The organism is Paraburkholderia sabiae, from assembly GCF_030412785.1.
Taxonomy (GTDB): domain Bacteria; phylum Pseudomonadota; class Gammaproteobacteria; order Burkholderiales; family Burkholderiaceae; genus Paraburkholderia; species Paraburkholderia sabiae.
Genome location: NZ_CP125295.1, coordinates 6465405 through 6478213, shown reverse-complemented (window position 1 = coordinate 6478213; position 12809 = coordinate 6465405). Strand labels below are relative to the sequence as shown.

11 protein-coding genes, 1 tRNA gene and 2 riboswitches are annotated in these 12809 nt (G+C 62.7%); of the genes, 7 read left to right on the top strand and 5 right to left on the bottom strand.

The genetic code is table 11. The features are described 5' to 3' along the window. Positions 1-17 precede the first annotated feature (17 nt). Together gcvH and gcvT are read right to left on the bottom strand one after the other, a co-directional pair. The gene (gcvH, locus tag QEN71_RS29210) at positions 18-398 is read right to left on the bottom strand and encodes a glycine cleavage system protein GcvH (protein ID WP_201648846.1); all 381 of its coding nucleotides are present in this window, start codon (positions 396-398) and stop codon (positions 18-20) included. Between the two features lie 114 nt (positions 399-512). Next, complete coding sequence (gene gcvT, locus QEN71_RS29205; RefSeq protein WP_201648847.1) at positions 513-1631, bottom strand: glycine cleavage system aminomethyltransferase GcvT; 1119 nt, start codon at positions 1629-1631, stop codon at positions 513-515. An 83-nt stretch (positions 1632-1714) separates the two neighbouring features. After that, a riboswitch (glycine riboswitch) is annotated at positions 1715-1854 on the bottom strand. A 51-nt stretch (positions 1855-1905) separates the two neighbouring features. Then, positions 1906-2015: riboswitch (glycine riboswitch) on the bottom strand. A 235-nt stretch (positions 2016-2250) separates the two neighbouring features. Between gcvT and QEN71_RS29200 the strand changes: the two genes are divergently transcribed. Then, positions 2251-3069 (top strand): hypothetical protein, encoded by an 819-nt coding sequence (locus QEN71_RS29200; protein WP_201648848.1) that lies wholly within the window; start codon positions 2251-2253, stop codon positions 3067-3069. A gap of 18 nt (positions 3070-3087) precedes the next feature. On the opposite strand, the gene QEN71_RS29195 is transcribed toward QEN71_RS29200, so the two are convergent. Together QEN71_RS29195 and QEN71_RS29190 are read right to left on the bottom strand one after the other, a co-directional pair. Continuing rightward, positions 3088-3447, bottom strand: a complete 360-nt coding sequence (locus QEN71_RS29195; RefSeq protein ID WP_201648849.1) for a hypothetical protein — start codon at positions 3445-3447, stop codon at positions 3088-3090. 212 nt (positions 3448-3659) lie between these two features. Further along, positions 3660-4709: an oxidoreductase gene (locus tag QEN71_RS29190; protein WP_201648850.1), complete on the bottom strand. Its 1050-nt coding sequence runs from the start codon at positions 4707-4709 to the stop codon at positions 3660-3662. A gap of 341 nt (positions 4710-5050) precedes the next feature. Between QEN71_RS29190 and QEN71_RS29185 the strand changes: the two genes are divergently transcribed. After that, positions 5051-7138: a UvrD-helicase domain-containing protein gene (locus QEN71_RS29185; protein WP_201648851.1), complete on the top strand. Its 2088-nt coding sequence runs from the start codon at positions 5051-5053 to the stop codon at positions 7136-7138. Positions 7139-7220: 82 nt separating this feature from the next. Here the strand turns inward: QEN71_RS29185 and QEN71_RS29180 are convergent, their stop codons facing one another. After that, positions 7221-8180: a c-type cytochrome gene (locus QEN71_RS29180; RefSeq protein WP_201648852.1), complete on the bottom strand. Its 960-nt coding sequence runs from the start codon at positions 8178-8180 to the stop codon at positions 7221-7223. A 353-nt stretch (positions 8181-8533) separates the two neighbouring features. Here QEN71_RS29180 and QEN71_RS29175 point away from each other — a divergent pair. The 5 genes from QEN71_RS29175 to QEN71_RS29155 all read left to right on the top strand — a co-directional run bounded on the left by QEN71_RS29175 (position 8534) and on the right by QEN71_RS29155 (position 12802). Then, positions 8534-8609, top strand: a tRNA-Arg gene (locus tag QEN71_RS29175). 382 nt (positions 8610-8991) lie between these two features. Next, positions 8992-9684, top strand: coding sequence for a class I SAM-dependent methyltransferase (locus QEN71_RS29170; protein WP_201648853.1), 693 nt, complete (start codon positions 8992-8994; stop codon positions 9682-9684). Between the two features lie 22 nt (positions 9685-9706). Continuing rightward, complete coding sequence (locus QEN71_RS29165) at positions 9707-10903, top strand: aminotransferase class I/II-fold pyridoxal phosphate-dependent enzyme (RefSeq protein WP_201648854.1); 1197 nt, start codon at positions 9707-9709, stop codon at positions 10901-10903. Beyond that, the gene (locus QEN71_RS29160) at positions 10900-12081 is read left to right on the top strand and encodes a DegT/DnrJ/EryC1/StrS family aminotransferase (protein WP_201648855.1); all 1182 of its coding nucleotides are present in this window, start codon (positions 10900-10902) and stop codon (positions 12079-12081) included. The genes QEN71_RS29165 and QEN71_RS29160 overlap by 4 nt, the downstream gene beginning before the upstream one ends. Position 12082: 1 nt before the next feature. Continuing rightward, on the top strand, positions 12083-12802 hold the full coding sequence (locus QEN71_RS29155; RefSeq protein WP_201648856.1) for a WbqC family protein: 720 nt from the start codon (positions 12083-12085) through the stop codon (positions 12800-12802). Positions 12803-12809: the final 7 nt, after the last annotated feature.

Sequence of the window (12809 nt, the reverse complement as noted above, 5' to 3'; positions counted from 1 at the left end):
CTTCGTGAGTAAGTGGCTTATTCGCCGATCGACTTGCCGTACGCGGCGGCGTCCATCAGACGGTCCTGCGATGCGCCCGCAGCCGGCTTGATCTTGAACAGCCAGTTGTCGTACGGCGCGCTGTTGACGGCGTCGGGCGTGTCGGCGACGTTCGGGTTGGCTTCGATGATCTCGCCCGAAACGGGTGCGTAAATGTCCGAAGCGGCCTTCACCGATTCGATGACGGCGACGGTATCGCCCGCCGACACGGTCTGGTTCAGTTGCTGCACTTCGAAGAAGACGATGTCGCCGAGCGCTTCCTGCGCGTGGTCGGTGATGCCGACCGTCAGCGTGCCGTCTGCTTCGGTGCGGACCCATTCGTGCGATTCGGTGTATTTCAGATCGGCCGGGATGCTCATCGGATGCTCCTATACGGTAATTCGGTTAATTTAAATGGTGGGACGCACGCGACGTTTTCGTGTCCATCTGGTGTCTGTCCGGTGTCTGTCTCGTGACGCTCATCGCGTGACCGATCAGCCGACGAGCACTTTGCCGTTGCGCACGAATGGCAGTTTAACCACGCTGGCGGGAAGTGCCTTGTCACGTATCTGGACGTGCACCACGTCGCCGGGCTGCACGCCTTTCGGCACGCGCGCAAAGGCGATCGATTCCTGCATGGTCGGCGAGAACGTGCCGCTCGTGATTTCGCCTTCGCCGTTCGGCGTAACGACCTTCTGATGCGCGCGCAGCACGCCCGCCGCCTTGCCGTTGTCCTTGTGCAGGATCAGGCCGACGAACGACTGCTGCGAACCGTCCGCTTCGAGCTTCGCGCGGCCGATGAAATCGCGCGGCGCGGACAGATCGACTGTCCAGGCGAGACCGGCGTCGAGCGGCGACACGTTGTCGTCCATGTCCTGGCCGTACAGGTTCATGCCCGCTTCGAGACGCAGCGTGTCGCGCGCGCCGAGACCGGCCGGGCGCACGCCTTGCGCCTGCAGCGCGTTCCACAGCGCTTCGACGTGATCGGCGGGAACGATGATTTCAAAGCCGTCTTCGCCCGTGTAGCCGGTGCGCGCGACGGTCAGCTCGCCGAACGGCGTATCGCCGACGCGCGCTGCGTTGAACGGCTTGAGGGCTTCGCTGGCGGCGCGTGCGTGGGGCACGGTCGCCCAGACTTTTTCGCGCGCGTTCGGGCCTTGCACGGCGACGATCGCGTAGTCGCGGCGCGGTTGGATGGTGAGGCCGAAGCCTTCTTCGTCATTGAGCTTGCTGAACCACGCGACGTCTTTCTCGGCCGTGCCCGCATTCACGACGACGCGGAAGTGTTCTTCGCCGAAGTAATAGACGATCAGATCGTCGATCACGCCGCCTTGCGGATTCAGCAGACAGGAGTAGAGCGCCTTGCCCGGCGTTTGCAGCTTGCCGACGTTGTTGGCCAGCGCGCGCTCGAAGAAGGCGCGCACGCGTTCGCCCGTGAAATCGACGACACACATATGGGACACGTCGAACATGCCGGCGTCCGTGCGCACGGCGCGATGCTCTTCGATCTGCGAGCCGTAGTTGACGGGCATATCCCAGCCGCCGAAATCGACCATGCGGGCATTGAGCGCGCGGTGCGTGGCGTGGAGCGGGGTGTGTTTGAGTTCGGTCATCGGGGCCTCGGGCATCGCTAAACAGGAAAGGCCATGCGGCGAAACCCCTCGCGATCCCGATCCGGGTCAACGAGCGATAACTGCATGCCCCCTCTGTCCTCGATACCTGAGAGATTGCGCTGCCGTCAGCGAGTGCTGGCGGACGAGGCGCGCGCCCCTTCGGTGGGCAGCCTGCGCATGCATTCGTGCATCTGCGCTACTGCCGCTCTCCAGAGTGCGAAAAACGGGTGCTCATTCGAACGAGGTCACGATGACCGGAAGAAGAGCGGGTTTTTCGACGCGTTCGGTCCTTTTGCCTGAGAGTTTGCGGGTGTGCCCCTTCGGCGGCGCTGCGTGCTGTGCACTACGGACGACAGCAAACGGCGCGCTCTCCCGACGCGTGCGGCGAATGTACGCGAGGGCTGGAGGGTTGTCAAATCGGGGCGGCGGGCGTTGATCGGCGGCGATGAGCGCGGTTTTGCGGTCAAAAAAAGCATGTCCCACAAGGTGCGTCGATTGGGCGAACTGATGCGGGATCCATATGCTGATTGGGCAATTGCCTTGCACGCTCGCCGCCGATACTTGCAAAACGGCGCCATGCGGCCGTTGTTCGTCCACTAAAAAACCAGGATTCCAACCGATGTCGAGCGCGTATATCTATCAGATCTTCTATTCGGAGCAGACCCGAAGCACGCTGGACAAAGGTTTCATTCCGCTCGACAACATCGGTCAGCGGCCGGACTGGCGCGAATACTGGCCGATCCGCAACTTCCTGCTGAACAACGCGTTGGACGACGAGACGTTCTACGGCTTTCTGTCGCCGAAATTCGCAGCCAAGACGAATCTGGAGGCAAGCGACGTCAGCGCGTTTCTCGCCGCGGTGCCGGAATCGACGGATGTCGTGTCTTTCTCGCCGTTTTTCGATGCGGGCGCGCTGTTCACGAACGTATTCCTGCAAGGCGCGCAGGGGCATCCGAACGCGTGGGGACCGTTCGAAGAACTGGTGCGGCTGATCAAGCCGGATGTCGAGCTGAGCACGCTGGTCATGGATTCGTCGAACAGCGTGTATTGCAACTACTTCGTCGCGAAGCCGCGCTTCTGGCGGCATTGGCTGAGCCTCGCTGAAACCATCTTCGCGATCGCCGAGGCGAACGGCACGCCGCTCGCTTTCGCGCTCAACGCCGCGGCGCGTCACGCGCAGGGCGACACGCCCGTCAAGACTTTCCTGATCGAGCGGCTTGTCTCGCTGATCCTCGCCACCGAAAAACACTGGCAGGTCGCATCGTTCAATCCGCTGCAGTTGCCGCTCGTCTATCCGGGCGCGACGCAGGTCGCGCAGGAACTCGTGATGCTCGACGCGCTGAAGCGCGCCGCTGTCGGCAGCGGCCGCGCCGAGTACATGACCGTCTGGTCGCAGCTGCGCGAGCGCGTCGTCGCGTCGATGGCGGCGGCGCGCTAGCGTTTGATCAACGGCAGATCAGCGGTTGATGGCCGCCGACGCCGTATCCAGTTCCTGATTCAGCACGCGCTGTTCGTCGCCCGTGAGGCCGCCGCCGTGCTGCGCGGCCATGTCGTGCGATTCCTGGCGGATCGTGTCGAGCCGGCGATGCAGCGCAGCGCCTTCGGGCGGCGGATAGTGGCCCTGATTCACGCGGGCGTCGATGTGACGGCCCATATTGTCGATTCGGCCGTCAACCTGTTCGAGGCGCTGCACGGCCATTTCATGCGGATTCTGTGCGGGACGCGATTCGGCGATCTGCTTCGACGGTGAGACCACGCACGCGGCCAGCGATGAAACCAGTGCACAACAGCCAAGCGCGCGAACGATACGTTGCATAGATGTTTTCCTTACGACGGGTAATGTTCCGACAAGACGGACGACCGACTGCACGAGATGACACCGTACGAGCGCACGCCGGTGTCCGTCGATTACGAATAGGATCAGTGCTGGAAAGGGTTTCGCGTGCGGCCGAAACCCTATGAAGGCGCAATGAAGGCCGGAGCGAAAACCAGCCCGAATCGACACGAACGCGGAATGTTATCCGCTCGTCACGCCCCGCGCTTGAACTGCAACCGCACGCCTTCCTTCTCGCTCCGATCCGCCAGCTCGATGATCGCCATCACATCGACGGCGTCCTGCGCGTTGATCGGGAACGGCGCGCCATCCTGAATCGACGCCGCCAGCGCGCGATAGAAATCCGCATAAGCGCCGTCGCGCGTCGGCAATTCGCGCTGCACTTCCTGCTCGCCTTCCAGCACGCGCAGCGTGCCCGCTTCATTGCCGCCGCCAAAACCCGCATCGCCCGGACGCAAGCCCGCTTTCAGCTGGTCTTCCTGCGTATCAAGACCGTACTTCACATAACTGCCGCGCGTGCCATGTATCGTGTAGCGCGGCGCGACGATCGCCGTCAGCGCGCTCGCGTGCAGCACGACTTCGTGGTTCGCGTAGCCGAGCAGCAGATGCACGTAATCCGGCGCGCTCGCGTTGTCGCGATACGCCTTCACCGTTGCATAGACCGTTTCGGGCACGCCGAACAGCGTCAGCGCCTGATCGATCAGATGCGGCCCGAGGTCGAACAGCAGGCCGCCGCCGCGCGACGCCTCTTCGCGCCAGCGCTGCCGGATGCCCGGACGAAACCGGTCGAAATGCGATTCGAAATGCGTGAGGCGGCCCAGTTCGCCGCTCGCGAGCAGATCGCGCACGGTCATGAAGTCGCCGTCCCAGCGGCGGTTGTGGAACGGCGCGAACAGCAGTCCTTTGCTTTGCGCGAGATCGGCGAGCGTACGCGCATCGGCGGCGGACAGCGTGACGGGCTTGTCGACGACGACATGCTTGCCCGCCTCGAGCGTGCGGCGCGCGAGGTCGAAGTGCGTGTCGTTGGGCGTCGCGATCACGACGCATTCGATCTCCGGCAACGCAAGCAGCGCATCGATATCGGCGACGATCTTCGCATCCGGATAGTCGGCGCGTGCCTTGTCCGGTTGTCCCGTGGCGATCGCCGCGACGCTCGCGCGTCCGCAGTGCGCGATCACCGGCGCGTGAAAGGTGGCACCGGCAAAGCCGTAGCCCATCAAGCCAATTTTCAGCGATGAAGACATGCGTGTTCCCTGCAAAAGCGGCGCGCCGCGGGGGCAGCGCGCAACGTTGTAATTGTGGCACGGCCGCGCTTCGCTCCGTGGCGTACCGGCGGGCGTGCGCCGGATTTTGCATCGACCGGATGGCATAAGCCGGGGCATCGGCGAGGGCATTCGTGTTAACATCGCGGCTCTCACGCGAACGGCAAAAAGCGCATGGAATCAATTGCGTGGCGCATGGGTGGACAGTGCGGCAAGTCCCGCGCAGCCGCCCGCCACCGCTGCCCAGCAAGCGCCGTTTCGCTGCATGTTCTCGGGCCGTTCCTCGTGCATCGCGCCCTCAATCGATTACTCATCCACACACGATGTCCGCAGGCCTGAATTCCGCCCAAAGCGAAGCGGTGCGCTATCTCGACGGTCCTTGCCTCGTGCTCGCGGGCGCGGGCAGCGGCAAGACGCGCGTGATCACGCAGAAAATTGCGCATCTGATCGAAAACAAAGGCTTCGAGCCGCGCCATATCGCCGCCGTCACCTTCACGAACAAGGCCGCGGCCGAAATGCGCGAGCGCGTCGGCAAGCTGCTCGAAGGCAAGACGCTCACGGCGCCCGGCAAGGAAGGCCGCAAGGTGCCCGTCAACCAGCTGACGGTGTGCACGTTCCATTCGCTCGGCGTGCAGATTCTGCGGCAGGAAGCGGAACATGTCGGCCTGAAGCCGCAGTTCTCGATCATGGATTCCGACGACTGCTTCGGCATGATCCAGGAACAGGTCGGGTCGACGGACAAGGGCTTCATCCGCAAGGTCCAGTCGATCATCTCGCTGTGGAAGAACGGCCTCATCATGCCGGACGAGGCGATGCGGATCGCGTCGAACGAGGACGAGCATCAGGCCGCGATCGTCTACCGTAATTACGTCGCGACGCTGCACGCGTATCAGGCCGTCGATTTCGACGATCTGATCCGTCTGCCTGCCGAACTCTTCAAGAACAACGAGCAGGTGCGCGACCGTTGGCAGAACAAGCTGCGCTATCTGCTGATCGACGAGTATCAGGACACCAACGCGTGCCAGTACGAACTGGTGAAGCTGCTGGCGGGGCCACGCGCGGCGTTCACGGCCGTGGGCGACGACGATCAGGCGATCTACGGCTGGCGTGGCGCGACACTCGAAAATCTCGGGCAGCTGAGCAAGGACTTTCCGAAGCTGCACGTCGTCAAGCTGGAGCAGAACTATCGCTCGACGGTGCGGATTCTGACGGCGGCGAACAACGTCATCGCCAACAACCCGAAGCTGTTCGAGAAGAAGCTGTGGTCCGAGCACGGTATGGGCGACACGATCACCGTCACCGGTTGCAACGACGAGGAGCACGAGGCGGAGTCGGTCGTGTTCCGGCTGTCGGCGCACAAGTTCGAGCGGCGCGCGCAGTTCCGCGACTACGCGATCCTCTATCGCGGCAATTTCCAGGCGCGCATCTTCGAACAGGTGCTGCGGCGCGAGCGGATTCCATACGTGCTGTCGGGTGGCCAGTCGTTCTTCGACAAGGCCGAGATCAAGGACATCTGCGCGTATCTGCGCCTGATCGCCAACGCCGACGACGATCCCGCGTTCATCCGCGCGATTACGACTCCGCGGCGCGGTGTCGGCAATACGACGCTCGAAGCGCTGGGCTCGTTCGCGGGACAGGCGAAGGTGTCGCTGTTCGAAGCCGTGTACATGGGCGGCATCGAGGCGCGATTGTCGGCGCGTCAGGTCGAGCCGCTGCGCGTGTTCTGCGATTTCATGCAACGTCTTCGGGATCGTGCGGACAAGGATGCGGCGACATCCGTGCTGAACGACATGATGGAGGCGATTCACTACGAAGCCTACCTGTACGACGCATTCGACGAGCGCCAGGCTCAGGCGAAATGGCAGAACGTGCTGGAGTTTCTGGAGTGGCTCAAGCGTAAGGGCACGAAGCCTGAGCCGGAAGCGGGCACGGAACAGACGGGCTACGACAATGCCGACGGTCTCGCCGATACCGGCAAGAATCTGCTCGGACTGATTCAGACGGTCGCGCTGATGTCGATGCTCGAAGGCAAGGATGAAGATCCCGATGCGGTGCGGCTGTCGACGGTGCACGCGTCGAAGGGACTCGAATATCCGCACGTGTTCCTGGTCGGCGTCGAGGAAGGCATCATGCCGCATCGCGGCGGCTCGGAAGACGATGCCCCGATCGACGACGAACGCATCGAGGAAGAACGCCGCCTGATGTACGTCGCGATTACGCGCGCGCAGCGCAGCCTGCATCTGAACTGGTGCAAGAAGCGCAAGCGGGCGCGCGAGACGGTGGTATGCGAGCCGTCGCGCTTCATCCCCGAAATGGGACTCGACGAAGCGCCGCCGCCAACGGCTGAAGAAGCGCCGATGTCGCCGAAAGATCGGCTCGCGAGTCTGAAGGCGCTGTTGCAGAAGGCTTGATGCGCTTACATTGCATAACGCATAAAAAAATCCCCGCTCGAAGCGGGGATTTTTGTTGGTGCTGCCGGACGATGCGCGCTGCTTATTTGGCCGCGCTGATCATGTAATCGACGGCGGCCTTCACGTCGGCATCCGATGCGTTCGATCCACCCTTCGGCGGCATCGCACCCTTGCCGTGCAGCGCGTAGTTGTAGACCGTGTCGATCGGGTCTTTCAGACGCGGCGCCCACGCTTCCTTGTCGCCGAACTTCGGCGCGTTCAGCACGCCCGCCGCGTGACAGGCCTGGCAGACCTGCTGGTACAGCGCCTTGCCTGCCTGCGATGCGTCCGCGCTCTGCGCGCCGCCCGACGCGGGCGCTGCGCTTTGCGGCACGTTGGCCATGGCGGCCATCGCGGCGGCGGCTTGTGCGCCCGCTGCGTCGGAAGCGCCTGCCGCGCCCGATGCACCCGAAGCCGGCGCAGCACCCGACGCCGCTTCGGCACCGGAAGCGGCCGCAGCACCCGACGCGCCCGCCGGACCTGCTGCCGGTTGACCCGGCACAGGCTTCGGCGGATCGGCGAATTTCGCGCCCGCGTTGTTCGCCATGTACGCGACGGCGAGACCGATTTCGTAGTCGCTATAGTCGTCCGGGCTCGTGCCGCCGCGCGCGGGCATCGCGCCCTTGCCCGTCAGTGCGTTGTGCCACAGCGTATCGAAACCTTCGGCGATGCGCGGCGCCCAGTCGCCCGTATTGGTGAACTTCGGCGCGCCTGCCGCACCTGCCGCGTGACACGCCGAGCACACGGCCTTGTAGACTTCCTCGCCCGTCTTGTAGACACGCGGTGCGTTGGCGTCGCGGATGTCGACTTTGGCGAGAGGAGCGGTGCGTGCGTCGGTTGCGGCGTCGGACAAACCGTCGGTACCCGCGCCCGTGCGGGTCGAGTTGTCGACGTAATAGGCCAGCAGAATGATGATGATGATAGGGACAGCAAAACCGGCGATGACTGCGGCAATCAGCTGTCCGGGGGTCTTGATCGGGGCTCCGTGTGGTGCTTCGCTCATGCTTGTCTCGTCTCCCGTGGGTATTGTGAGCGGTACAGCGCGACGGCAACAACCTTGTTCTTGATCAGCCACGACCGATTATAGACGGAAGGTTTCGGCATCGGCGAGCAGGCCCGGAAGGTGTTCAGTAGGCGTTTACGCGAACATTTTCAGACTTTGGGTCGTTTATGTTGCGTGGTGGATCGGGCGTTTGAGCCGATTGCGGAAGCGTCCGAGGGCGTGCAGCGCCTTGTATCGCCGGACGCGCGGTGGACGGACAGCCCGAAACCGGGTATTCTCTCGGTCTCGCTTTGGCGCCGCATTTCGCATCAACCTTGTGATTTTGCAGCGCTTTTGCCGAATCTTTGCCGCATGCGCCCGTAGCTCAATGGATAGAGTACTGCCCTCCGAAGGCAGGGGTTGCTGGTTCGATCCCAGCCGGGCGCGCCAATCTCCAGCGTGAACGTGGTCAGTCCTGATTGATTGTTGACCGACATCGTCACCGCTTCGCTTCATCCAGTTCTCCCAACGTCCTCGTTTCGCCGCTTTCCGTCGATCCACCTCACGGCCTCTGCTTCGCGGTCCCACGGCCGAATCGCTTTGCCGCTCGCGATCCGGCAACCGTTCGCGACGAAATGGCACCGAAACCCGATTCTTTTCACCTGATTGGCGTTCGGCGATCGCCGTTATGCTCGAAACCATTGAAATTCCGCCGCTGCGATCTTTGCCGGCGGCGCTCAACTGCGAGTTCGCGAGACGAATGTCATCTAACGTGCATCGCTCGCTCGTCACTCTTTTCGCGTGATCCTCCTTCTTGAATAGCCTGCATCGTATGGAATATCCGAAATCCGACTACAAGGAGTATCCGAAGACCCTGCCTCCTGACGACCTCTGGGGGCAAGTGCGTCGCACGGTCTATGGGAAGCCGGTTTCGGACGAACAGATCCAGATGATCGTCGATTCGATTCGCGGCGGGCTGGCACTGAACGGCGAAGACCGTCTGCTGGAGTTCGGCTGCGGCAACGGCGCACTCTCGCAATTTCTGTTCGATGGATGCAGTGAGTTCGTCGGCGTGGATTTTTCCGACTATCTGATTTCAGTCGCGCAGCGCAAATTCCAGCGGGCCGGTTTCAGCTTTTTCGCGGGCGACGCGCTGGCATACCTCGCGGAGGAAGCTCGTCCCGAGCGCTTCAGCAAGGCGCTGTGCTACGCAATGCTGTCCTATTTGAGCGATGAGCAGGCGCAAGCGTTGCTGACGAGCCTGTTCGACCGCTTCACAGGCATCGAGACCGTCTTTCTCGGCAATTTGCCGGATCGCGACCGCGCGCATCTCTTCTTCCACGACGGCAAGGACTTCAGCGCCGAACTCGACGATTCAGCGTCGCAGATCGGCAAGTGGCGCTCGCCGGCGCAGCTCGAGGCGCTGGCCGCCCAATGCGGCTGGCGCATGCGCGTCGAACTGATGCCCGAGAATTTCTATCAGGCGCATTACCGCTACAACGCCGTGCTCGAACGCGCACGCTAACCGCATCAGGGGTAACTCATTCATGTTCAGCAAGACTCTGCCTGCTGATCTCGCAATCTTCGGCGGCTCACCGCTTTTCGATACCGTCCGCTCGATTTCCAATCTGGTTCAGCCCGATGTCGAGCAGTTCCTGTCGTATTCGAAGCTGTTCCACGACGCTCGCCAATACACGGACCACGGACGCGTCGAGCAGATGCTCGAACGCCGGCTTGCCGAATTCCACCAGGTCGAGCATTGCGTTTCTTTCGCAGGCGGCTTCTGGGGGCTGGTGCTCTCGATGAAATGCCTCGCACTGCCTGGCAAAACCGAAGTGGTGATGCCATCGCTAACGTACCGGCGGCTCGCGGACATCGTCGCATGGGCCGGTCTCGTTCCGCACTTCTGTGAGGTCGATCCCGCCACGCTTTCGATTACGGCTGAAACAGCGGCGCCCTGCATCAACGAAAACACGGCACTGATCCTGGGTGTACATCCCATCGTCAATTGCTGCGATGTCGAGGGTCTCGAACGACTGTCGGCGCAGACAGGCATCCCGCTGCTGTTCGATGCCGTCGAATCGGTCTACGAAACCTACCGCGGGCGCAAGGTCGGCTCGTGCGGGCGGGCCGAATGCTTTTCGATGCAGTCGAGCAAACTGTTCAATGCGTTCGAAGGCGGCTACGTGACGACGAACGACAGCGCGCTCGCAGCGCGGCTGCGCGACATGCGTCACTTCGGCCTTCGGGACGACGGCTCGCTCGACGAGATCGGTATCGACGCGAAGCAGAACGAGATTCACGCGGCGATGGCGCTGGCCGCGATCGACGACGTCGACGCGCAGGTACTTCGCAATCGCGACCGCTATCGCGCCTACCAGCGGCTCATACCGACTGTGCCCGACATGCGGCTGTTGCCGTTCGACGAGAGCGAACGCTGCGGCTACAAGAACATCGTGGTGGAACTGAAGGATGGCTGGCCCGTCAAGCGCGAGCGCGTACTCGCGATTCTGCACGCCGAACACATGCTCTCGCGTCCGTATTACTTTCCGGCACTGCACCAGAAGCGCGTCGAATACCCGACTGTCGCGGGCGATCTGCATGCGACGGAACAGCTGGCGGAGCGTTTCCTGATGCTGCCGTGCGGCCATTTCGTCGACGAAGCGGACATCGAGCAGATCGTCGCGCTGCTGAACTTCATTCATACGCACTCCACTGAAATCAACGAGCGCTATCCGACATGAGCACGAGCATTTCCACCACCGACAACCTCGCGATCTTTGGCGGTGTTCCGGCGCTTGAGCAACGGCTCGCGCTCGGTCAGCACAATTTCCCCTCATGGGATCGCTACGAGGCTGCATTCCGGGACATCTTCGCCCGGCAGTACTACACGAATCACGGGCCGCTCGCGCAGGCGCTAGAGGCTCGCCTCGCGCAGCGTCTCAACGTGCGTCACGCGATGTGCGTGACCACGGCGACGATCGGTCTCGCGCTGGCAGCGCAGGCGCTGGGGCTGAAGGGCAAGGTCATCGCGCCGGCTTTCAGCTTTGTGAGCACCGCGCAGTCCCTCGCCTGGGCCGATGTCGAGGTCGCTTTCTGCGATGTATCTCGCGCAACCGGACATCTGAGTCCGGAAACGGTCGAGCCGCTCATGACGGAAGACGTCAGCGGCATCCTGGGCGCCAACCTGTGGGGCGATGCCGCCGATATCGAAGGTCTGGAGCATCTGGCGGCGCGTCATGGCGTCGAACTTTATTTCGACTCCGCACAGGGCTTCGGGTGTGAGCTGGCAGGCAAGCCGCTCGGCGGCTTCGGCCGGCTCGAAGTCATCTCGTTTCATTCGAGCCAGATTCTCGGCGCGACGGAAGGCGCCGTTATCTGCACCAACGACGACGACCTTGCCGCGCACATCCGCAACATCCGCAGCAACTACGGCATGGGGCGTCCCGTGCCCGTCGGCAAGACAGGCAACGGGCGGCTCTCGGAAGCCCAGGCCGCGGTTGCGCTGATGAACCTCGACGATCTGCCCGAACTCATCGCACGGAACCGACGCGTGTTCAACGCGTACGAGGCGTTGCTCGCCGACGTGCCGGGTCTGCGTTTGCGCAAGCCGCAACAGGTCAGCGCGAGCAATTTCCAGAACATCGTCTACGAGATGGACGCGCACGAATTCGGCTTGTCGCGCAAGACGCTGATCGACGTGCTTCGCGCGGAGAATATCGAAGCCGGTGCGGACCGCGGCCTTGGCGCGCGGCGTCAGGACGCCGGCTATGCGTTGCCGAATACTGAGTACTGGTGCGAATCGATCCTGCAGTTGCCGACAGGCGCTCAGGTCGACGAAGCGGTCGTCGAACGTATCGCCACGGTGATCCGTACCGCGCAACGTCACGCCGGGCGCATTGCGAAAGCCTTGGGAGCTTGATGTGAAGCTCGGGATCATGCAGCCGTATTTCTTTCCGTACCTGGGGCATTTCGCCTTGATTGCCAGCACGGATGCCTGGGTGGTATTCGACATCACGCAGTACACACCCAAGACCTGGATGAATCGCAACCGGGTTCTGCATCCGAAGGAAGGGTGGAATTACGTCAGCGTCCCGTTGTCGAACTCGTCGATCTCGATTGCGACGAGCGAAGCTCGCGTACTGAATGTGGCCGACACGCGTCGCAGCGTGCTCGGCAAGCTGAGCCACTACCGAAGCAAGGCACCGTACTATCGCGCTGTCGAGGGACTGGTGCAGGCCGCCATGGCCGACGACACGGACGACCGGCTCACGCACCTGAACGCGCGCGGATTGCGACTTGTCTGCGAATACCTTGGTTTGCCGTTCAACTACCGGATCTGCTCCGAACTGGGCCTGGACCTGCCGGAGAAGCTCCCGCCCGGCGGCTGGGCGCCCGCGATCTGCTCGGCGCTGGGGGCGAGCGGCTATGTCAATCCCGTCGGCGGCCGGGACCTGTTCGATCCCGCGGACTTCACATCGCGCGGTATCTCGCTGGAGTTTCTTTCCTTCGAACTCGGCGCGTATGACACAGCGCCTTATCAGTTCGAACCAGGACTTTCGATTCTCGACGTCCTGATGTGGAATTCGCCGCAGACAGTCGTCGACATGCTGCGCGCCGGCACGACGCTGTTACCGCAATAACGCGCGT